The organism is Vibrio sp. Y2-5 (genome assembly GCF_014596725.1).
Taxonomy (GTDB): Bacteria; Pseudomonadota; Gammaproteobacteria; order Enterobacterales; family Vibrionaceae; genus Vibrio.
In genome coordinates this window covers 126,786-146,177 of sequence record NZ_JACVEG010000008.1, presented here as the reverse complement: position 1 = coordinate 146,177, position 19,392 = coordinate 126,786, and the positions used below count along the sequence as shown (strand labels likewise).

General features: G+C 41.2%; 26 protein-coding genes. 2 read left to right on the top strand and 24 right to left on the bottom strand.

All coding sequences use genetic code 11. The features are described 5' to 3' along the window. Positions 1-30: 30 nt before the first annotated feature. On the bottom strand, positions 31-459 hold the full coding sequence (locus tag HUO09_RS17635) for a hypothetical protein (RefSeq protein ID WP_188234832.1): 429 nt from the start codon (positions 457-459) through the stop codon (positions 31-33). A gap of 297 nt (positions 460-756) precedes the next feature. Here HUO09_RS17635 and HUO09_RS17630 point away from each other — a divergent pair, with 297 nt between their 5' ends. After that, entirely contained in the window at positions 757-1,446 is a 690-nt protein-coding gene (locus HUO09_RS17630; RefSeq protein ID WP_188234831.1) for a hypothetical protein, read from the top strand. 38 nt (positions 1,447-1,484) lie between these two features. Here the strand turns inward: HUO09_RS17630 and HUO09_RS17625 are convergent, their stop codons facing one another. The 17 genes from HUO09_RS17625 to HUO09_RS17545 form a co-directional block, all read right to left on the bottom strand. After that, positions 1,485-1,958: a hypothetical protein gene (locus HUO09_RS17625; protein WP_188234830.1), complete on the bottom strand. Its 474-nt coding sequence runs from the start codon at positions 1,956-1,958 to the stop codon at positions 1,485-1,487. A gap of 70 nt (positions 1,959-2,028) precedes the next feature. Beyond that, complete coding sequence (locus HUO09_RS17620) at positions 2,029-2,616, bottom strand: hypothetical protein (RefSeq protein WP_188234829.1); 588 nt, start codon at positions 2,614-2,616, stop codon at positions 2,029-2,031. Positions 2,617-2,725: 109 nt separating this feature from the next. Then, positions 2,726-3,130 (bottom strand): hypothetical protein, encoded by a 405-nt coding sequence (locus tag HUO09_RS17615; protein WP_188234828.1) that lies wholly within the window; start codon positions 3,128-3,130, stop codon positions 2,726-2,728. 315 nt (positions 3,131-3,445) lie between these two features. Then, entirely contained in the window at positions 3,446-3,982 is a 537-nt protein-coding gene (locus tag HUO09_RS17610; RefSeq protein ID WP_188234827.1) for a hypothetical protein, read from the bottom strand. 20 nt (positions 3,983-4,002) lie between these two features. Continuing rightward, positions 4,003-4,281: a hypothetical protein gene (locus tag HUO09_RS17605; RefSeq protein WP_188234826.1), complete on the bottom strand. Its 279-nt coding sequence runs from the start codon at positions 4,279-4,281 to the stop codon at positions 4,003-4,005. A gap of 100 nt (positions 4,282-4,381) precedes the next feature. Beyond that, on the bottom strand, positions 4,382-4,816 hold the full coding sequence (locus tag HUO09_RS17600) for a hypothetical protein (protein WP_188234825.1): 435 nt from the start codon (positions 4,814-4,816) through the stop codon (positions 4,382-4,384). Between the two features lie 95 nt (positions 4,817-4,911). Then, positions 4,912-6,444, bottom strand: a complete 1,533-nt coding sequence (locus tag HUO09_RS17595; protein ID WP_188234824.1) for a DNA cytosine methyltransferase — start codon at positions 6,442-6,444, stop codon at positions 4,912-4,914. 123 nt (positions 6,445-6,567) lie between these two features. Further along, the gene (locus HUO09_RS17590) at positions 6,568-6,765 is read right to left on the bottom strand and encodes a hypothetical protein (protein ID WP_188234823.1); all 198 of its coding nucleotides are present in this window, start codon (positions 6,763-6,765) and stop codon (positions 6,568-6,570) included. 283 nt (positions 6,766-7,048) lie between these two features. Beyond that, positions 7,049-7,939, bottom strand: coding sequence for a hypothetical protein (locus HUO09_RS17585; protein WP_188234822.1), 891 nt, complete (start codon positions 7,937-7,939; stop codon positions 7,049-7,051). Positions 7,940-8,003: 64 nt separating this feature from the next. Continuing rightward, positions 8,004-8,567, bottom strand: a complete 564-nt coding sequence (locus tag HUO09_RS17580; protein ID WP_188234821.1) for a hypothetical protein — start codon at positions 8,565-8,567, stop codon at positions 8,004-8,006. Between the two features lie 30 nt (positions 8,568-8,597). Further along, a complete protein-coding gene (locus tag HUO09_RS17575; RefSeq protein ID WP_188234820.1) occupies positions 8,598-9,218 on the bottom strand; it encodes a hypothetical protein in 621 nt (206 codons plus the stop codon). Between the two features lie 209 nt (positions 9,219-9,427). Next, positions 9,428-9,970, bottom strand: coding sequence for a hypothetical protein (locus HUO09_RS17570; protein WP_188234819.1), 543 nt, complete (start codon positions 9,968-9,970; stop codon positions 9,428-9,430). A 205-nt stretch (positions 9,971-10,175) separates the two neighbouring features. Continuing rightward, complete coding sequence (locus tag HUO09_RS17565; protein ID WP_188234818.1) at positions 10,176-10,352, bottom strand: hypothetical protein; 177 nt, start codon at positions 10,350-10,352, stop codon at positions 10,176-10,178. A gap of 10 nt (positions 10,353-10,362) precedes the next feature. Beyond that, positions 10,363-10,644 (bottom strand): hypothetical protein, encoded by a 282-nt coding sequence (locus tag HUO09_RS17560; RefSeq protein WP_188234817.1) that lies wholly within the window; start codon positions 10,642-10,644, stop codon positions 10,363-10,365. A gap of 9 nt (positions 10,645-10,653) precedes the next feature. Further along, the gene (locus HUO09_RS17555) at positions 10,654-10,878 is read right to left on the bottom strand and encodes a molecular chaperone DnaJ (protein ID WP_188234816.1); all 225 of its coding nucleotides are present in this window, start codon (positions 10,876-10,878) and stop codon (positions 10,654-10,656) included. Positions 10,879-11,008: 130 nt separating this feature from the next. Then, positions 11,009-11,329, bottom strand: coding sequence for a hypothetical protein (locus tag HUO09_RS17550; protein ID WP_188234815.1), 321 nt, complete (start codon positions 11,327-11,329; stop codon positions 11,009-11,011). Beyond that, positions 11,329-11,709 (bottom strand): hypothetical protein, encoded by a 381-nt coding sequence (locus tag HUO09_RS17545; RefSeq protein WP_188234814.1) that lies wholly within the window; start codon positions 11,707-11,709, stop codon positions 11,329-11,331. The genes HUO09_RS17550 and HUO09_RS17545 overlap by 1 nt, the downstream gene beginning before the upstream one ends. Before the next feature lie 273 nt (positions 11,710-11,982). Between HUO09_RS17545 and HUO09_RS17540 the strand changes: the two genes are divergently transcribed. Further along, complete coding sequence (locus tag HUO09_RS17540) at positions 11,983-12,447, top strand: hypothetical protein (RefSeq protein WP_188234813.1); 465 nt, start codon at positions 11,983-11,985, stop codon at positions 12,445-12,447. Between the two features lie 117 nt (positions 12,448-12,564). On the opposite strand, the gene HUO09_RS17535 is transcribed toward HUO09_RS17540, so the two are convergent. The 6 genes from HUO09_RS17535 to HUO09_RS17510 form a co-directional block, all read right to left on the bottom strand. Beyond that, positions 12,565-14,439: a methyl-accepting chemotaxis protein gene (locus tag HUO09_RS17535; RefSeq protein WP_188234812.1), complete on the bottom strand. Its 1,875-nt coding sequence runs from the start codon at positions 14,437-14,439 to the stop codon at positions 12,565-12,567. Between the two features lie 91 nt (positions 14,440-14,530). Beyond that, a complete protein-coding gene (locus tag HUO09_RS17530; RefSeq protein ID WP_188234811.1) occupies positions 14,531-15,160 on the bottom strand; it encodes a hypothetical protein in 630 nt (209 codons plus the stop codon). Continuing rightward, positions 15,157-15,393, bottom strand: coding sequence for a hypothetical protein (locus HUO09_RS17525; RefSeq protein WP_188234810.1), 237 nt, complete (start codon positions 15,391-15,393; stop codon positions 15,157-15,159). Before HUO09_RS17525 ends, HUO09_RS17530 begins: the two co-directional genes overlap by 4 nt. Before the next feature lie 86 nt (positions 15,394-15,479). Continuing rightward, the gene (gene traD / locus HUO09_RS17520) at positions 15,480-17,825 is read right to left on the bottom strand and encodes a conjugative transfer system coupling protein TraD (RefSeq protein ID WP_188234809.1); all 2,346 of its coding nucleotides are present in this window, start codon (positions 17,823-17,825) and stop codon (positions 15,480-15,482) included. A 12-nt stretch (positions 17,826-17,837) separates the two neighbouring features. Further along, positions 17,838-18,707, bottom strand: coding sequence for a PFL_4695 family integrating conjugative element protein (locus HUO09_RS17515; RefSeq protein WP_188234808.1), 870 nt, complete (start codon positions 18,705-18,707; stop codon positions 17,838-17,840). 10 nt (positions 18,708-18,717) lie between these two features. Beyond that, the gene (locus HUO09_RS17510) at positions 18,718-19,383 is read right to left on the bottom strand and encodes a hypothetical protein (RefSeq protein ID WP_188234807.1); all 666 of its coding nucleotides are present in this window, start codon (positions 19,381-19,383) and stop codon (positions 18,718-18,720) included. Positions 19,384-19,392: the final 9 nt, after the last annotated feature.

Genomic DNA, 19,392 nt, shown 5'->3' with positions numbered 1-19,392 from the left:
TAATCAGCGCACAAAGGGCTTGTAGTTGGATTAGTTAGTTTCTGAAGCTTTAGCTTTGTTAGCATCACTCCAGCGTTGAATGCCTGCTTCTGTCCAACTGGCTTGTGTGTAGCTGACTTGGTTCACATACCCGAGTGAATGAGCACGACCAACTAATAATCGTTGCTCTTGAGTAGGAAGCTCACCAAAGGCATTAAAACCCATCATAGCCCGTTCGAGGCTTTCGAATTCTTCTGCAGATAAGTCCGGTTCATTAAATTTTGCTTCAAAGCCTGCCCATTTTGGAAACGCTTTATTGACAGGTAAGAATTTGGCGCCTTGTTCGGAAATTTCGACACATTCGCATTTGATTGTCCCTCCCATACCCGATTGATAATCAACGATAAGGCCAAGCTTAATTTGGTCTTCTTTAATAGGTACACCGTTGATTCTTGCGTAAGCAATATTTGTCGTGGCCATGTTCAAAACTCCTTATTTATTAGTTCTCATTTTGTTTGAATCCATGTTAACAACATGAACAGATGGTCAATGTTGATTACTGAGCGTTAGTCAGAGTGATGAGGATAACCGCCGCAGAAAACGGTGAGATGTAAACGGTGAGATGTAAAAGTTTAGTTGAGACTTATCCCGTTGATGGAGGTCGAGTTACAATTCGAAGATTAAACGAGAGAAAACCATATCGGTTACACGGTATAACTTGTTAGACTGAACGGGTTTCAAGCCCGTGTTCAATTAATCGTAGGGGAATTCCGAATCATGGAAACGTTAGAAGAACTTCAAACTCATGGTGGATCCATAATTTCTCTGGTTCGTCCGTTACCGGATCATGAGCTAATGATAAGTATAATGGCTCACAACATAGTTATTCGTCATAACTTTAGCGACGTACGTTTTGAATTTGCTGAAATGCGTTCCGAAGAGTACATCTTGCAGCTAACAGACATTGAGGCTAACGAAATCAAAAGATGGTTATCCATATATGCACCTGTCTCATATTTTGTTGATATAGCATGGTTAATCGCATCACGTTGCACTAGAGAGCAGCATCCAGAGTTAGCTAATGTAGTTGCCGAGGCTCTTATTAGAGTGATTAGAACTAATGACTTACTTCAATTGAATCGATTGGCGCTAGTTTTGCTCGGTACTCGCCTTAATTTTAGTACTCTGGTACTCGCGTTGAAAGCCAAACTAACCGAATGGAAGTGCCTTGATTTAACTGAACAAGAAAAGGCTAACGTAATTACTATTAACCAAACATTGGATAGATTACTAGCTAACCCAACAGACCAATTTTTAAAAGAAAAGATACTGTCCATAGTAGCGGACGTTTTGGTATCAGCCGTGCAACAGGATAGGTTTTGCTACCTCGATATGGTGAACCATGGAGCTATATGGGAATGCAATATTGCAGCGGAGCACGTGTTAGAAGTGTTGTATGACAGCTAAGAGCATCCTTGCCTTTCGCTATAAATCTAATGTGTGCTTTAGCTTTGAACTTGTTCCGCGCAGCTTAGTGCGGAAATACCACCATTGAATCCTTCCTTAACCAATGATTCGTCAGGAGATTTATTTGATCTCGGGAAGACCAAATAGTCGACGAGGTTAAAGTATTTTTGGAAATTTAGTGTTTCTTGGTAATTACCAGAATCAATGAGATCTAAACTATTAAACTCTATTGTCAGTAGATGTTTCCGTAGAACTGCTAATTCGCTTTCTGGTACTGGATGTACGGAAGCTCGGTATTTAAAAAACTTCATATCTTGAGCGGTATTCGTCACACCATCACGGTCTTTCTGCCAGTTCAGAGCTCTAGGGTTAATTGATTCAGCCCAACATGCCATGTCTGCCGCTAATTCTTTTGTTGGCGCTGTCACAAGGTAAGTAGCAGCTTTCTTGTGGGAATTGACGGTCAAGTGTTCTATGTGAACGTCGACGCGGTAGGTAAATAGTACTGACATAAAGTACTCCATTTTAAATGAGTAAAATACAGCTGGTGGAACCCAGCTGTATCGATATTTAATTAATTATTTATTCTTCACCAAGCTTGTGAAATGAGTCGTCAGCGAATAAAGCATCCAGATGGTCAAGCGGTGCAGTATTCCATGCCGTGTAAATGGCGTCTTCACTATCGGGTATTTTCTTACAGGACAGTTGTTTATGCACCATATCAAGAAACATCTTACTGAACTCTGGTGAAAATGTAATCAATCGTTGCCCTTGCAATATATTTGTTAGGGATTCAATCAAATGAATATTTATTAAGAGTCGAGTGTTTTCCGTGTTCAGTTCAGGGATCTCGATTGGAGTATCTTTGTACAAACGAATATCGAATGGTGTGTAGAAACGAAGGAACTGTTCACTTTCATGTTCGACCTTCCAGCACAGTAAAATACAGTTACTATCAGTGTGCATAGCAATGCTAATGTCACCTTCACGAACACCAAGGACTTCACCTACTAGTAACTTTGGATACGAGATGACAAGGTTACTGCCACCTTCTTGTAATAGTTGAGCAGAAACAGCATTTTGCGGTACGGCAGGATTAGGATAACTTTCCCCAACCGAGTAGATGGTGATTGGCGCTGTATTGTTTGGATTTGCCATTTCTACATTCATAATATTACTCCTTGGTAAAAAACCACTTCGTGTGGACTGAATACAATTTTACCGAATTATTTTATTGGTCAAGTTTGCCTGAAATCATCAATAACTAGCGCTTTTACTGTCAGTTAGCAGTAACTTCGTGAAAGTGTTGCGATAGAGTATCGACTAGTTCAGTGCGAACACGTTGACCAAATTTATGTGCAATGAACGCGTCAATCACTTGAGAAAAGCTTCCAAACGTGGTTCGGTCATCTTCAACTAAGCTTATTAGGCTGCAGATTAACGTATTAGAAATGAAGTATTGAATTCCATTTTCAGAGTAATGCATTGCTCCAAAAAGATAGGGTTCTGGAAGTACTTTGAGAAACATGTCACAAATGTCTTCAATGTCATAATAACCAGTTAACGACAGGTCACTTAGAAGGCTGTCTACCGCGTCAATTGATCCGTTAGTGTTTAGAGTGGCGCCTGCCAATTTTGCTTCGTTAAAATTTTTGAAGCGAGTAGGAAATCCGTAAAGAGACATACTGTATACCTTGGTTAGAAATCGTTGTGTTGATGGTTCTATTTTATCGATTACAGATTCTTGGCAACGTTGCTAAATAATATGGTCTTTATAGCTCTGGCTACTTATGGAAATTGAGTTGTTTAGGAAATTACGACCTAATCAGGCGTTAAAACAAAAAAAACCGCTTGAACAATTAGGTACAAGCGGTGGTAGCTATGGGAACTCAAATGTCGCTAAGGTTGGTTAAATGCTTACTTTCAACAAAAATACTACGCAGTTCTAATCGATAAATAAAGGACTTTTACAAAAAAAACATAATGAATCACACCAAAATCAATCCTTATATTCAGTGCACGTTGCCAAATCGAGTTCAGACAACATTTCATCCAAGAGCTTTACGTGATCTAAACAGATTTCAAGATCATCAGCATCGTAAGAGACACTTTCATCAAAGCCACAATCACTATGGTATTGTTTACAGACTTTAAACCATGCGGCATTGTCGTCAGTGCCTTTCATAAGCACAGTTCGTGGTTCATCTCCTTGTGGATGCCACACAACTAGATACAGGTTTTCTGGTACTTCCGGTAATACCAACTCATCGATTACTTTGCAGACGTTATCCATGTTTGTTTCGATGACCCAATCCAAAGGATAAACTTGCCCCCTGTCGTCATATGCTACGCACTTAGCTAAATGCGTGATTTGGTGGCCGTCACCTAAAATTTCTGTTGCTGATACAGGGATACCTTTCTCTCGGTAATCTGGTACTTGTTCTGCATGTGTACCTTCATCGATGATAGAGCGAATTTTAACTCTAATTGAGGTATAGAGCGCACGTTGCTGGCCGCTTAGATTGAGTTGTGTCATATTTTGCTTCCTTTACCTTTTCAACTTTTTATTACGAGTAGTTGCTGTGTTAATTCCGATTGTATTTGGTCAGGCCATGTCCAAATGTCACCACTATCCCATTCAGCTTCACAGTCGCAGTGCTCAATAATGCCTTTGATTTTCAGGCATCTGTTCAGTATTTCTTCGGGAAGTGACTTGCAGGCTGTAACAAGATCTTCAACTTCTTGCCAATCTAATGACTCCCGTTCCTTCCAATTTTTAAGGAAAATTTCAGCGAGTGAATGAAGTTCTGCAGGGGAATAGGTTTTCATATCCATTAGGTAAATCTCTGGTAGGTCAATAAGGTTGCCCTTGGTATCTGGATAGGTCGGTCTTTAAGTGAGTAGACTCGCAGCGAACCAAGAGCAATAAGCTAGTTTATTGGACTAAAACAAAACGGAGTGCGTTGTTAATTGCATCCAATTGCTTTTTAAAGAAAGCTTTAGCGCATCGGATTTGTGTTGGGACGTAGCGGTAATCAAGCAATCTGCCGTAGACTAAATTCATTGTTTCGCTGGTGGCGTTAATTCCTAGCTCTGAACAATACTCCGATATAATGTCGATTAGGTGCCCAGCCCCGTCACAGTATTGTTCGTGTGTGCTAATGCTGTGATAGCCGCCTGAAGGGATGCAATTCAGCTCTACGGACAAGTCATACTCATTGTTTGGATTGACGGTAATGTCGATATATAACTCATGATTAGCTAACCGACCCGCATTTACGGAAAAGCAGTAATTTAGCTCTTGTTCTGTGCGCAATTTATTTAATTGGCTATCAGTAAAAAACTTCTGAAAAAAAGAGTTGCTATTCATTATTGCCACCTTGGTTAGAATTTCTTTCGAATATTGAGAGTTTAATCTGGCTGATTGATAGTATTAGCTTAGCGCTACCACCAGCCAGTCAAGCTTTAGGTGTAGTCAAATGAGAAGGACATTTGATTGGTGTTTCCCGTTGATTTTGTAGCCGTTGGCAACGAGTTACCTTTTGTCACCTTGCAGACGGCATCAACTAACTTAGTCTTCAATACCTTGACAGGCGTTGAGACTTTTGGAACGAGGTCAAGTAACCATTCACCAAGACGATACCCAACACTTTCCCATGCTAAAGGTGAGCAGGAATTACCAAGCATTCGTTGGGCTTCCGCAGCGCTACCTCGGGAAGTACGTTGAGCATAGTGTTCTCCCTTCTCAACCGCGACTACGGCATCCTTGAATTCCCCTGTTACCGATCTAAGGTTACAGTGCTCTGCCGGAGTTAAAATTCGACTAAATAGTGGTTTATCGGGATGAGCGATCATCGGTGAGTCCGGCTGGATTTTGTAATAGTTCGCCCCAATAGTAGGAATTCTCGTAGCATCTTTGGGAGTAATACGATATTTGTGGCCGTTGTGCGACTCAGCGTGCTTAGCTTCAAGGTACTTCCTCCGCCCCCAACGTTTATCTTCAAGATCCATTGGCTCAAATACGTCCGAAAATGGTCTTTCATTAGCTTGTTGGAATGGCAGGTTATGTAAGTCCGGTTCAGGTAACCCCTTGCTATACCATAGGCGACATAGGCGCTCTCTTTTCTCGTAATCACCGAATTGCTCACCAGTGACGAGCGTAGAAACACTTTTGTACCCGAACCGACCCATAATATCGGTCATGATGTAGTCGAATATCGAGTCGCTAAAGTGCTTTGAGTTCTCAAGCAAAACGAATGCAGGGTTACTGTTTCGAATCATTTCTAGAATTGGCTGAAAGATAGTCCCACTTTGTTCATGGAAAATGTCTTTCTTACCATCTCTCTCATGTTGTGTGTTTAATTGAGAGAATGGAGGGCAAGGACTACCAATCACTAACATGTCTAACTTTGGGATCGTTGACATGTCCATTGTAAACATGTCGCTTATTACGAAAATGGCGTCTTTACTCGCGTTCTTCCATATCTCGTTTCCCGATAAGTTCACTTCGGCGGCAATAGGGTTATATTCGTTTGCAAAGCGTTGCTTTACGGAAATACCAGCTTTCATTAAGCCTCTATGAATACTTCGGCAAAGCAGGCCCATTCCTACGCATGCACCACCTTTTCTCAATGGTTCACCAGTAGAGACTCTACGGATCACGGCTTGCTCGCGTTCGTGGATTTTGCTTTCAGCAAAGTGACCTTTGACAATGATCTGCTCTTTCTCGGCAATTACATCAACATGCTCAAAATCTTTGAACAAAGCGGTTACTTTGGAGTTAACAATATCAATCACACTGCCCTTGCGTTCAGTACGAGTGATTGTGTGAGTACCATTACTAGACTTTTTGATAACTAAGCAATTGTTGTCATTCTGGAAGTCATACTCAACCTTATCCCCACCATGCAGACATGCATCTTGGATAGTGCCATTGTTGATCCAGATTCGCTTTTGGCCTTTATGGAAACCAAGGAGTTGTTTTTTGATAGTGAACATAATTTTAGACTCCAACGTGATTACATGGAGGTTATGTTACCAACGGCACGAAGCGGTCAACTATGCGGAAGCGTCTAAGTTAACGATCAGCTTTGTGCCGTAAAATACGCGGGGTGCTTCTGCTTAATCTACTGGAATGGCTTTTTCGATTGCTTGAAGCTTAGTCAAGTATTGCTTATGTTGGCCTATACGTTGACTAATAACACAATGAAGATTTGGATCTGTCACTTTAGAAGTATCAGTGAAGTCATAGTATCGATACTGACTCATCCAACCATTTTCGATAAGGTCGTAAATAGCTTTGCTTAGTTTGGGTTCCATATTGGCACCATAGCTACTATGGAGCTTATCCAGTCGATTGACCCCATTAGAAATATACACCGCAAAAATATCGTCCCACGTACCCATTTCAGAAGCTATATAATCAGGCTTATTTTGGAAACATACTTCTTGAGCTTGTTTTGAGTTCTCGGCTTTCAGAAGGACTTCGATGGGTAACTCTATTTTTTCAATGTAAAAACAGCCATTGTTGGCAAAGCTCACAAACGGATTTTAGGGAATTTACCACATATCTTGAGATAGCGATAAATCCCGTTTTTAGTTATCAGTCAAAGTGGATTACAGACGGCTCGGACAGTTCTTTATGCTGGAAAATCAGTCTTGATTGATCAGCATGGAAACCAATTTGAGTTAGTGGAATTTCAAATGGTTTGAAAAATAAATCTACGGATGAAAAACCAATCGTATGGCTGTTAACGAAGTTGATGTCTATTTCTATCCCGTCAAGCCAAGCAAGCCCTTTTGTTCGGTTATGCTCAACTAATCGGTGCCTTACACGTTCTGACTCTGTACCAAACCACGCCTCATATCGAATTAAGTCTTCCTTCTTACATATATTTGCGTTGATAAAACCAAGCTCACGATGATAAAGAGTCGTAGGGTTTTTATCTTCGTTGAACGGTTCTGTTAAGGCCGCAGTATTGTTTGGCGATACTTTCGATGAATACTGGTCTTGAGCTATCCCAAATTGAGCCGCGAGTTCCAAGAACTGTAATTCACTTTCCCATAGCGTGACTGTCTCAAGTTCTTTTGTTGGAAATTCCACGTGTTGAGTGGGTTTACCGTCATCTAAGATTTTTTCAAAGTCTCTTAAGTTGGTGGTGTTTTGTAAAACGCTTTGATAGCTGAACAACGCCAGTTCAATATCGTTGTTTTCAAAGGCGAGTAAACTCTTTGCTAATTTCGAATGTCGTTCGCTAATTTGGTACTGAGCTGTTGGTTCATGCAGGTAATATCCATTCAGAGCGAACGCTAAGTGCTTAACAAACCCAACAAGTTGTGATTCTTCACTCTCTACAACCCAGTTTCTTGTTTTGTTTCCAAAGAAATCTGAAATTTTACAGTTTATGAAATCCTTAACATCGATATTCGAGTAAATAGTATTTTTAGTGAAGTTTTGGTTTTTTATGAGCTGAAGCAAGAGTTCGATTTTCATTTTGACTACCTAAGAGACAAGTTATCTTCTACATTCCGATTAGTTTAACTGAACCAGGTGATGGTCAACCTTGCGTGTTGAACCGAGGTATGTGTTCGAATTTGCTTTTCAAAGATGCAAAGTTAACAAATGCAATGGCGTATTCTTTGAGTGAAAGTGTGTGTAAATGATATCCCGCATTATTGGAATTACCGAGATATGTCTTTCTGTTGTGCTTAATGATGGTATTAAAGCCAGCATTAAAACTATCAATGACCCATTGTTTGTGCTCATTTGCATTTGCAATTGTGTTGTTAAGAGTTTTTTCCTTTCGTTCGAGCTTATGCTTCGCAGCCCAATACTGTTGATATGTGTCTAATTCATCTTCAGAAAGGCCACAGTGTGAGCAAATAATCTTTCTAATACCAGAAGCAGTGTAAGTTCGTTTAACGTTTAGGATGTCACACAGAGCTTCCTTGCTTTTGTCATTGAATCCTTTGCCAGCACAAAGAATGTAACAAAGGTAGGCAAAATTCTTTTCGTGAATAGCTTCAGCCATGGTAATAGCCCAATTTGAAACCTGTGAGTTGTTTTCAGGGTTTAGATGCTGGTGGATGTGTTTTTGCATGTATTCAACGGTTAGTTCCACGGTAATTCCCTCTGTCGGTGTGTTGAAGAATTAGTAAAAGTTACGGTCAGTAAAACCACGTAATTCCGATAATAAATATTGAGAATTAGAAAGGCCTGTTGTCACATCCATAGAATAGCGACGACCGTTTTCAGGGAAGTAAATTTCACCTGATTTTAAAATCTGTACGGGAACTACATAGCCTTGAAATTCGTCATCTTCATCACGTTCACCGTTTGAAATTTCTTCTTGGCAATCCGCCACCATAGTTTGGAGATCTGCTTTTGCATCGCTTTCGCTACGGAAAATAACCGGTAAACCCAAACCAGTAAGTTCCGAATCTGTCGTGCCTATGAAGATGCCTGTCATCGTGTCTTCAGCTACCGCCCAACCAGATACCAAAATCAAATCATCAGAAAGATGAGGGTTCAGAGAATTAATAACCATCGATGGCCAGTGTTTAATTTTGTCTAGATCGATAGCTGTGCCCTCTTCCCAATGGCTCAGATAGTCTGGAATATCTACTAGACCTTCTAAATCGATTTCAACCTCAAGGTAGCTTTTTAACTGCTTAGCAAACGCTGTTAATTCATTGGTTGCATCTAATTTCTTTGCCGTAAGTAAAGCATCTAAGTGGTTAGCAGTACGGAAGAGTTCAATTGTTGGATTCATGAGGTTTCTCGCTGATTTGTTAGCTGATAACGCCATATTACGGATTTATACAGACGGTCTACCTTGCTAACGACTGAAGGAAATATTCGTTGTGATTTACGTGTAGATATCAGGGGGTAACTTTGGGGGCTATGTTAAGGGCAATTTCCGGTCAGGGTATAGAACTGAACTCGCCAGTACCATACCCTCACTCGAAACCAGAATAATGTCTATGCAGCTTGCTGTGTTGGTGACAACAACTGATTAATAAGGTCATCTACATAGCTTCTGATTTTTTGGATGGAATCGTTGCGTTCATATTGCAGGTTATTACCCGGTTGGAAGTAGAACGCTTTTGCTTTAACGACCTTCGCTAATCTTGCGACGTCTTCTCCAATTGTATTGGTGAAGCCTTCATTGTCATTTAATCGTTCAATTTTTCGGTTTAGTGACTTTAGTGAATGAGTGTAGATTTCAAGGTCTTCAAGTTTGATTGATTCAAGATAGCGAGTGTTAATTATTAGTTCACTGCGACCATCAGTAGCATCGCCATGGAATATATCTGCTGTGAGGGTAATGTGTTGGTATTTATTTTTGTGGTACTGATTATCGTAGAAACCCATTGAGTTATGGTAATTACCTTTATCAAAATTCACATAAAGCAGATCAACCATTAACTCAACAAACCCTGATTGGTTTTTGATAGCAGAAACGCGTAATGCAGTAGTTTCTTTACCGAGTGTTAATTGAGTATCTAAGTTCATATTGTTCATAATTGCTTGCCTCAGCATCCGAGTTGGAAGTGGATATAAGCAGTTCCATTGGTTCTTGAAGCTGCTTAATTCATGAGGTTAATTTACTAAACTCAGAGTGTGGTCAAGTATGTGAATCAGGGTAGGCAATCATTTAGAATGAAGCAGATAAGGGAACTGGGGAAATTACGACAAGTCCAACTGAAAGCCATAATCCCCTAGCCCTCTAAATTTCTGCTGTATCGCCATTAAACCAGTAATACCCACCGATTAAAGCCAAAACTATCATAATGATAAATAGAATTGCGAATCCAAATGGGTTGCTATCGAAAGTTACATAATCAAATAGAATAGGACTTCCGAAAGCGCTAGAACCCAGTAAAAGCCATGTGGATTTCTTCATGATTTCCCCTTTAAGCTTCGCCAGCTTGCTTCAGCAAAACATTAGGCATTGTGTTGGCGGCAATTGAATCACCAATAGATTCGTCTTGCAATTGTGAAATATCAGACTTAACAAACACGGATTTAATGTCAGAAAGAATCTGTGATTCGTTGATGATCATTGTTTCGTTGGTACCCTCTAATCGAACTTCATAAACAACACCATCGTCACGCTCTATACGTTCTAAAATTTCACCGTTCTTAGTAGGTTCACCATCAATGCAAACCTGTACTTTTTGACCACTTCTTATCATGCTATTTCCCTAGCTATTACCTTTAATGTTTTCGAGATTAGGAATGTGAATTACGCGCTCACATTCGGCGCAATACTGCTTAGTCCCCCCGCGCACAGAATAGGAATTACATTCGATAGGTTTTCCGTCAAAGCTGTAGAATTGACACATGTTTTGCACCCAACGTTCAGTAAACCCTTCTTCACTACCGCAGTATGGGCATTTACCGTCTACGACTGATTTTGGATTTGCCACAGCGTGATTCTCCCCCTGTATAGGATTTTACTGGATGTGTCGCTTGGTTCAGTAGCGCATCGAGCAACTTCACTATATCCTTTACCCGACTATACGATATTCAATTTTGTACTGGTATCAGCCATTTTTATTAGGATTTGACGCCATGATCAAAGTACGGCAAGTGTGCTTTAACCTTATCCCAACCATTGACATTTTCTTTTAAAGCCACCTCGTTTAGTCGTTTGACGAAATCGCTCATCAATGTAGGCGAATCAACAAGTTTATCTAAATCGATTAGCCCGAGATCAACAACGATATACTCAAGTACAAAAACTAGTCCTTCCATTTCTGTTACTTCGCGTTCGGAGAAAAATGTAAACTCGAAAAAGGCAACGAGCTTTAATGCCACCAGCCTAAGTTGCTGCTCAGTTAACTGATCTACGGTCAGTCCTTCAATGCAATAGCACATCACTGTAGCCCCTTAGTTGATTTTAATAATTTGTCAGCGGCATTACCGTCAAACATTGCAACGACATTGGAAATTTCATCAATGAAGCAGTCCAGAGCATCTTTGTGATTTGCTGTGATTTTTTCAAAGCACGTAAGTAGCGATGCGCTTGTGATTTGGTCATTGAGAGGGCATTCGGGCAAGTAATATGAACTGGTACCGTCTTTATCGATGAGAATACAACTACCTATACGCTCAGGCACAGCTTCATCCGTGTTTACGATCATAAGTGCAGTAATATCTTCGTCGTCCTCTATTTTGAGTCCATCAAAATAGCGTTGCATTTCACGACCAGATAACAATTCTAAATAGGGGAATGTTTGGTTGGTTAATTTAGCCATCTGTTACTCCTGCTGAGTTAGTAAGTGTGTTTTGACTATTAGCTTATAGCTTAACGATTATGTGAGATGGTCAATGTTCTAGGAGTTCTAGGAGTCGTTGAATGATTGGCCGTGGTGGGAATTTCCGATATACGTGGTATTTCGGTATTACCGTTGTGAACGGGTTGGCGACTGCATCTTACTGCATCTGATGTTTCAGATATCAAGGTTGGCAAGAATAGGAGTTGTATTAGAGTTTGCAAATACCCAGTGGATACTTAGAGGCAGTAATAGATGAATACTCCAGCTCAAACCGTTTTAGAAAACCAATCTGAAAAGACGAACAAAAACCTACACCTATCTCTGCGTCTGGAAATTATTCTCTCGGGAAATGATTTTGATGGTGATTTGAATTTTGGCGCGGTCGAATTAATCGACCAAAAAAACTACCTTCTTGACTCTCTAGATACTAGAGGAAACCCTGTAATGATGGACGGTAGGGAGGTATATCGTCTCGAAACTACCTTTGAAACCTACGAAAACACCATTGATACTTTTAGCGACTACGACAAAGGTGTCTATGATTTTCATCAATCGTTAATGGAAGTGCTCAAGAAAATGCCAATGGCTAGAGTCAACCTTCACACCGAATTTCGTTCTGATGCAGAATACAATAATATAAACCGCGTAATTTCCATGAGGTTGTTCGATACCGAAAGTGACTTAAGCATTCCTGTTGTTCATGATATCGATTTCTAAGTTTGATTAGGGTTCTGTACGCAAGTGCAGCCCCTCATTTGCTTATCAGCTATACAACTTAGCTGGTGGATAATAAGCCCTAACTCTACGATGAATTAGGGCTTATTAATTTGAATGTTAGATTTTGAAGTGGCTTAAAATGGCGTACTGGTCCTGAACATGGACATTGGTATTATCCATTGATGTTTTTGCTTCTACTGCCGTTTCGGAAACCTTATCTGACAGGTCTTTAATCTTAACCGTGTTATTGTTGATCTCTTCAGCGACCAGACTCTGTTCTTCCGCTGCAGAGGCAATTTGAATGCTTTGGTCATGAATTCGTTGAATCGCCTCCATTATCGTATTTAGGGCGCCGTTTGCTTGGTTTGATTTATCAACGGCTAGGAACGCATTGTCGCGGCTACGATTCATCATACTCACTACATTGTTAGTACCAGATTGGAGTTGTTCAATCATCGAACGAATTTCCGTAGTTGACTTCTGAGTTCTCGATGCGAGTGATCGCACTTCATCAGCCACAACCGCAAAACCTCTTCCCGCTTCCCCTGCTCGGGCAGCTTCAATTGCTGCATTTAGGGCAAGTAGGTTCGTTTGTTCGGCAATTTCGTTAATAACTTTTAATATAGATTCAATTTGCTTACTGGAAGACTCCAGCGCGATCACCTCAAGTACAGCGTCTTCGAGATGTTGTGCCAACTCGTTTATAGCTCGGGTAGTATCGGTAACAATCTCTGCACCCTCTTCGCTAGCCCGTTCTGCTTCTTTTGCCGATTCAGATGCTCCTTGCGCTGTTCGAGCAACGTCATTCGCAGTGGTCGCCATTTCATGCATAGCTGTAGCTAATTGCTCAATCTCTTGTAGTTGTTCCGTTAATGACGAGTTAGCCAAATCAAGATCATTAGATGTAATCAATGAGCCGCTTTTAATTTCATTCCCTAACCTAACTGACTCTTTGATTTGATGTTGAAGCTTTGCCATGAAGGAATTGAAACCTTCAGCGAGAACCGCAAATTCGGGATCCGTTTTTGTTGAAAGTCTTTGTGTAAGGTCACCGTCTCCTGAAGCCACGTTTTCGATAGCCTCATCGAGTGATTTCAGTGGTCGCATAAGTACTTTGATCATAAAGCTTAGTACGACAATAACAATGAGCACTGAAAGAATGGTACCAATCACAGAGTGCTGGATCATGTGTTTTACCACGGCAAAAGCACTGTCCTCATTGATTAGCCCAACGACATACCAGTCTTTAGACGGGATGTATGTGTACCCAGCAATGTAAGGCTTCCCTTCAATATCGATATCTTCGAATCCCTCTTTAAGTGTCGCTTGAGGTAAATATGTTGAGAAGTCCTTACCATTGAGTTCATCGTTTTTATGAGCAATGGTTGTGCCGTTGGCTGCAACGATGGATAACTCTCCTGAGTCCATAAGATTAACGGAATTTACCAATTTAGTTAGATGGTCAAGAGACATGTCAAAATACATTGCGCCAATAAATGAGCCCGATGCACTGTGAATTGGTGAGGCTATAGATATGATCACCTTCCCGCTCGCTACGTCAACGTAAGGGGCTGTGATGATAGTTTTATCCGCTTTCTTAGCATCTATGTACCAAGGACGTTTTCGTGGGTCGTAGCTACTATCAGGCTCCCATGAATCATCGTTCTCTACCATGCTTCCATCATTTTCAAAGCCAAACCCAGCCGCCATGAATATTTTTTTTAACTGGGGTTTATCAAGTAATGAACGGACATAGGACTTATCAGTTGGGTCCAGTTCTATGTTTTCGCTAGTTGCTTGGGCAAGCACTATTCGGCTTTCCATGTCTGCATCAACCATACGAGCAACGCTAACCGATATTTCATTTAGGCTACGCCCAACCACGCTCTCCATTTCGGTCTTAATACTGCTTACTTGAAAAAGGGACATCCCCCCTATAGCGACGACAAACAGAATTGCCGATGCTCCTATGATTTTATTCTTGAACTTCATAACGACATTGCTCTCTGTAAAAATGTTGGTTAATAAATATATTGTTCAGCGCCTCGGAATTTACGTGACATTGTCACGATATTGCAACTTGCTATTTACCCCAACAGTTCTTTGCCATTGGGCAGAGATTGCACTCTTCTTTCCGGACTGGTTTGACGTTTAATTTCCCTTGCTTCATCAAGCGGGCTTTCATGATGTACTCTTTGTTTCTTTTGAAAAGTTTACGAGAGCTATCAGCTGCCCCTTCAACCCAATGAATGGTTCCATTAGATAAGATGATTGCACCTGCAGTGACGTTATACGTTCCTCGCAAAGCCAATATTCCGACTTCCAGCTGTACTATGTCGCTGTCTCGTAATGAAGGGCGAGATTTACCTTCGATGTACGCATATTTGTTATTGTTCAGTCGATAGATAGAATCTGGATTGCACGACACTTTAAAACGGTCGTTACGAAATATAATAGTGTCCACTTTGTTATCAACGTAAAGAAGTTTGCCTCGGAAGCCCCAGATAGTTTCAGGGTATGGGAACAACAGGGACCGAATCCAACCTATCAGATCTTTCAGAATGAAAAGAACAAGGATAAAAATAAGGGTTGCAATAAAACCCTCGAGGAATGCAGTTCTCAAATGATGCACATCGATAAGTGCTTGTTGAATGGACGCCGGAACTAGCGAGATGAGCTCTGACGTAAACGGTGCTAGGAGTTCTTCCATCATTTAATCCACCTAAATAACCAACGGACTAAACGGACAAACCACGGCACATTGTGTCTGACCATATTTTCACTCAACTGTTCATGCCAATGGTTGCCGCGGTTAATAACATATTGCCCTCTCTCACTTTTAGCCTTGTTGCCTCTAACGTTGTGCATGTAGAGCATTTCGCAGCGAGATACCGAACCCGCAGCTGACGCACTAACATATTCACCGTAATTTTTTCTTTTTGTCATATCGTTTACTCAGAGTTGTTAATTACGAAATACCAGGGCATCTCGTAATTAACGGTGTACTTGCGTTTGTTTGGGAAAATCCAGGGTTATGCGAAGCTAAATTCATCTTCATCTACCCGTTCATATTTTCTTTCAAGGTCTTTAACCATGTACTCAAGTGTTGGTGGTATCGCGTCGTCGTCGTCTTCCAGTAGAGGGAATCGGAGTTTGACTAATCTTGCTCCATTGATAAGCGCAAATGCTTGGCCTTTCGGTAGGTTCAGAATCATCTGAGGTGTGATTATGGGTTCGTAAGCCTCGGTTTTGACACTCATGTTATTTTTTGTGTTAAACCACCCTGCGGAACCACTACCGTAACGAAGGTCGTCTTCATCAACGAGTTCATTACCGTTAGCTCCAGTCATACCAGTGACCTCTAAATCGTATCGGTCACACTTATCTACAGCTTGAGTTAAGTACTCAGCGGTTTCTTCGCTCTTAACTCTCAGCATTATGGTGGTGTTAAAGTTACCCAAAATAACGCCTGCGGTCGAAGCGCTGCCAGTAGCATCCTCAATATCCTTCAGAGTCTGCGAGTAGGCGGTAACCCGAACCCCTGCACCTGCAGAACGGTTCAAAATTGAAGCAAATGGTTCACCTTCACTGCCGCCCTTAAGGATGGAGTGGAATTCGTCTATGTGTAACCAAATTGGCTTCATCGCACCGTATTTAGCGTTGTGAAGACCTTTATCGATACCAAACTTATAAATGTCACCAGCTACCGACAGCATATCTGAGAACATCATGCCTAATACCGCATTCGCTACTACCGGGTCTGTCATAGCATCTGCTAGTACTACGACAACAGCGTTTGATTGAATTATTTGCGGCCAAGAGATTTCAGGTCTTTCATCAAGGATATCTGTGTAGTCAGGACTAATAAGTTCTGCGATTCTGCCACTTGTGAGTTTTGTAAGGAGCGGAATGAGCGAGGCCGTGATTTTGTTGTAATAGGACATCTCGTTCTTAAGCGCCGAACGTAGACCTTCAATTGTCACGTTGATCTTATCTTCGTTATGCATGAAGAAGTCATTCAGAACTTGGTCACGAGCAACCAACTCTTTAGAGCGACCTTTGAAGTGATTCGGTATTTGCATACGAACTTCAATATCTTGGCCGTTTGCCCCACGGCGAGGTGGAGGGTTCTTAATTTTCTCTACTTTATCTCGCCAATCGTCAATGTGTTCGTCTAGGAATTTCTCTGTGTACTTGAGATAGATGGGCTCTAAGTCTTCGATATAACGCTTGATGGATTTGAATGAAGGTTTTTCCCCGATACCGTTCATAGCATTCGCTACAACGAGTAGGAACCGCCATGCGAAATCTTTAAATACAGAACTGTCGCCTCCACCTTCCATACTTTCGGAGATACGGGATGCAACCGCTGTTAATCGAGAGAACACTGCAATAGCGTTGTACTTGGCTGATATATCTGGATAACCTAAAGCGAATACATAGAAATTATCTTCCCGACCAGCTTTCTTCGCTTCTGCCCATGCCCGTGCTAGCAATGCACTATCGCCTTTGGGGTCAGCCAGAATACAAGGACCATCATTGCGTTGGATATCTTGAGCGAGCAAAAACTCAAGAAGTCTGGATTTACCTGTACGTGATGCACCAAATACTACACAGTGACCGTTCCTTTCCTCTAAATCAATGAATTGGTCAGTCTCTTCTTCTACACCCACACTATGGTATATGGATTTACCACCCACTGGTGGTAGAGGCGCGATACCGTTTTTCCACTTTAATTTTTTATTCAGTTTTACAAGTTGACGATACTGGTTGATGGGAAAAGTATCTTTCATCTTGCGACGGCCAAGCTGATATTCGCCAATCTTTTTAATGCCACGCATTACGAAAGCAGGAGTATAAAGCTCTAGGACACCTCCCGGAGTGTGGGTCCTAGAGCCTGTGTAGCTAGCCTTTCTAGCTTTATAGCAATCAGGTGCTATTTGTTTACGGTCTAAAAGTTTACGAACCTCAACTTCATGCGCCCGTGCTTTTTGGGCACTTTTGGGTAATGCGTAAAACTGCTTATATCGTGGTTTTTCCGCTTCCCATACTCGTTGGGCATGAACGGCAGTAAATTCAAAACCTCTACCTAGCCATGTTTCTTTATGTGTGTGAGGTATTTTCCCAGTGGTAGTAAAGTACGGTTCTATATTGTTTAGACCTTCCTGGTACTCACGTATTTTACATCCGTCTATGTAGCGTTTTGCAATCCAACCGATGCTACCAAGCATGATTGATGTTTTAGCGTATGGAGAAAACCCCAGTGGCTGCGCTGCAAAATACGTTGTCACCGCTAATGATGATATAGCTGCACACTCATACCATTCATAAATCGGCCTCAATCGCCCATCAAGGGTTTTTATTGTTGCATAAGCCATCTCTTTAACCCTCTATTGGAAAATGCCGTTGTGCGTAATCATTACGGGATAGAACTCTACTCCCATTTTTTCTAGCATCGCGTCAGAGTTGACGGGAACAAATCGCATTTCCGGCGCTAGCCTCTGTAATTGACGCAGGTCTACAAGGGAATCGATTTGAGTGACAAAGATTGCTGCAGGATGAAATCGGCGGATTTCGGTAAGGTTCATTTTGAACCAGTCGATTGAAAATTTATCCATACCAATAAATACCATTGGTGCGATAACAGCATCTTTGGTTTCCGGTGATAGCTCCATTCTGCTTGCAGGCATTCTGGTTGGTTTGATCTTAGTGGTTACCGGAAAAACGATCTTTGTAAGATTTTCCTCAACCTCTTCTTTGGTTACTTCTTTACGTAAATATCGACGGGTAATATTGTTTTTTTCTTCATCAAGCTTAAGTTGATCCATGTCGTAATAGAGCTCAATAGTAATTACGCTTGATAGTTCTTGGGTGTTGTTTGAGTTGTCAGCAATTACTTCTTTGACTGGTTGATTGTTTAACAGGTGCTCCTGCACACCGGTTACTACCGATTCAATTGGAGCGTTGAGCTTAATAACAAGTTCTTCACTGAACGTTTCAGGCATTTCGTACTCATGCAATCTCTCTGGTAATTGGAATTCATCATGGGGAGGACCATAAGGGGATTCGTATTGACTACTGCTTTCAGTACTATCAACATTTGCGTTATCTGCTTTGTTTCGGCCAACCTTAACGTTTGTGTGTGACTGACTTGTCGTAACAACCGTGGTGTTTTTTACATTTGATGCTGAATATGCCGCTTGGCATGTAAATGCCGCCATGCAACACACCAGAAATTTATGAGCAAACGTAAGCTTCATATGTTTTCCATTACTCTTGAGATTGTTCATACAGCCCAAAGCGTTTAGAGCCCGAAGGCGTGCTTTCTATTGCAAACGGAGGCTTAGATTTACCGCGATATTGATTGTAGGCCTGCACAGAACGGTAGATTTTCACAGTGCCTTTAATGATCTGCTGAACATCAATATTAAATAGATTTCCAAGGTTATTATCGGTGTAGTTGGAGCTGTTAATTACATTGAGATTGACTAGGAGTGCCGACGAAGCGCCTTTTACTTGTCCCGCAACCCATTGAATGCATGCCTGCTTACATGTACTCATATCTACGAACAATGACCGAATGGTTTTTTTATTTGATAATCCAGCAATGGTAGCTAGTTGTTTATTCGTGCTGTTGCTATGAGATTGACTTATTGTACTTAACTCGGCAGCAATCTTGGTTTGCATGTCTATGAGCGAGTTTAAATCACTGTCTTCATCAACATCTGGTCTACCATTTCTAACTTGGTTTGCTGGAAGTGAGGCTTTACCTTCCCATTCTTCTTGCGTTGTTTCTTTAGGTTTACCCTGATAGAGGGTGACAACATCTGTACCAACCACTTTTGTATTTTTGATGTGAGTACCAGCAATAACAGACTGGTTAGTTACTATTAAAGCTGCCGTAACTAACCATTTACACAGGTGCTTACTATTCATGGTATTTAC

What these genes read in the sequence shown, in the direction of transcription:
- HUO09_RS17635 (WP_188234832.1), bottom strand. Translation starts at nt 459, where the DNA reads ATGGCCACGACAAATATTGCTTACGCAAGAATCAACGGTGTACCTATT.
- HUO09_RS17630 (WP_188234831.1), top strand. Translation starts at nt 757, where the DNA reads ATGGAAACGTTAGAAGAACTTCAAACTCATGGTGGATCCATAATTTCT.
- HUO09_RS17625 (WP_188234830.1), bottom strand. Translation starts at nt 1,958, where the DNA reads ATGTCAGTACTATTTACCTACCGCGTCGACGTTCACATAGAACACTTG.
- HUO09_RS17620 (WP_188234829.1), bottom strand. Translation starts at nt 2,616, where the DNA reads ATGAATGTAGAAATGGCAAATCCAAACAATACAGCGCCAATCACCATC.
- HUO09_RS17615 (WP_188234828.1), bottom strand. Translation starts at nt 3,130, where the DNA reads ATGTCTCTTTACGGATTTCCTACTCGCTTCAAAAATTTTAACGAAGCA.
- HUO09_RS17610 (WP_188234827.1), bottom strand. Translation starts at nt 3,982, where the DNA reads ATGACACAACTCAATCTAAGCGGCCAGCAACGTGCGCTCTATACCTCA.
- HUO09_RS17605 (WP_188234826.1), bottom strand. Translation starts at nt 4,281, where the DNA reads ATGGATATGAAAACCTATTCCCCTGCAGAACTTCATTCACTCGCTGAA.
- HUO09_RS17600 (WP_188234825.1), bottom strand. Translation starts at nt 4,816, where the DNA reads ATGAATAGCAACTCTTTTTTTCAGAAGTTTTTTACTGATAGCCAATTA.
- HUO09_RS17595 (WP_188234824.1), bottom strand. Translation starts at nt 6,444, where the DNA reads ATGTTCACTATCAAAAAACAACTCCTTGGTTTCCATAAAGGCCAAAAG.
- HUO09_RS17590 (WP_188234823.1), bottom strand. Translation starts at nt 6,765, where the DNA reads ATGGAACCCAAACTAAGCAAAGCTATTTACGACCTTATCGAAAATGGT.
- HUO09_RS17585 (WP_188234822.1), bottom strand. Translation starts at nt 7,939, where the DNA reads ATGAAAATCGAACTCTTGCTTCAGCTCATAAAAAACCAAAACTTCACT.
- HUO09_RS17575 (WP_188234820.1), bottom strand. Translation starts at nt 9,218, where the DNA reads ATGAATCCAACAATTGAACTCTTCCGTACTGCTAACCACTTAGATGCT.
- HUO09_RS17570 (WP_188234819.1), bottom strand. Translation starts at nt 9,970, where the DNA reads ATGAACAATATGAACTTAGATACTCAATTAACACTCGGTAAAGAAACT.
- HUO09_RS17565 (WP_188234818.1), bottom strand. Translation starts at nt 10,352, where the DNA reads ATGAAGAAATCCACATGGCTTTTACTGGGTTCTAGCGCTTTCGGAAGT.
- HUO09_RS17560 (WP_188234817.1), bottom strand. Translation starts at nt 10,644, where the DNA reads ATGATAAGAAGTGGTCAAAAAGTACAGGTTTGCATTGATGGTGAACCT.
- HUO09_RS17550 (WP_188234815.1), bottom strand. Translation starts at nt 11,329, where the DNA reads ATGTGCTATTGCATTGAAGGACTGACCGTAGATCAGTTAACTGAGCAG.
- HUO09_RS17545 (WP_188234814.1), bottom strand. Translation starts at nt 11,709, where the DNA reads ATGGCTAAATTAACCAACCAAACATTCCCCTATTTAGAATTGTTATCT.
- HUO09_RS17540 (WP_188234813.1), top strand. Translation starts at nt 11,983, where the DNA reads ATGAATACTCCAGCTCAAACCGTTTTAGAAAACCAATCTGAAAAGACG.
- HUO09_RS17535 (WP_188234812.1), bottom strand. Translation starts at nt 14,439, where the DNA reads ATGAAGTTCAAGAATAAAATCATAGGAGCATCGGCAATTCTGTTTGTC.
- HUO09_RS17530 (WP_188234811.1), bottom strand. Translation starts at nt 15,160, where the DNA reads ATGATGGAAGAACTCCTAGCACCGTTTACGTCAGAGCTCATCTCGCTA.
- HUO09_RS17525 (WP_188234810.1), bottom strand. Translation starts at nt 15,393, where the DNA reads ATGACAAAAAGAAAAAATTACGGTGAATATGTTAGTGCGTCAGCTGCG.
- traD (WP_188234809.1), bottom strand. Translation starts at nt 17,825, where the DNA reads ATGGCTTATGCAACAATAAAAACCCTTGATGGGCGATTGAGGCCGATT.
- HUO09_RS17515 (WP_188234808.1), bottom strand. Translation starts at nt 18,707, where the DNA reads ATGAAGCTTACGTTTGCTCATAAATTTCTGGTGTGTTGCATGGCGGCA.
- HUO09_RS17510 (WP_188234807.1), bottom strand. Translation starts at nt 19,383, where the DNA reads ATGAATAGTAAGCACCTGTGTAAATGGTTAGTTACGGCAGCTTTAATA.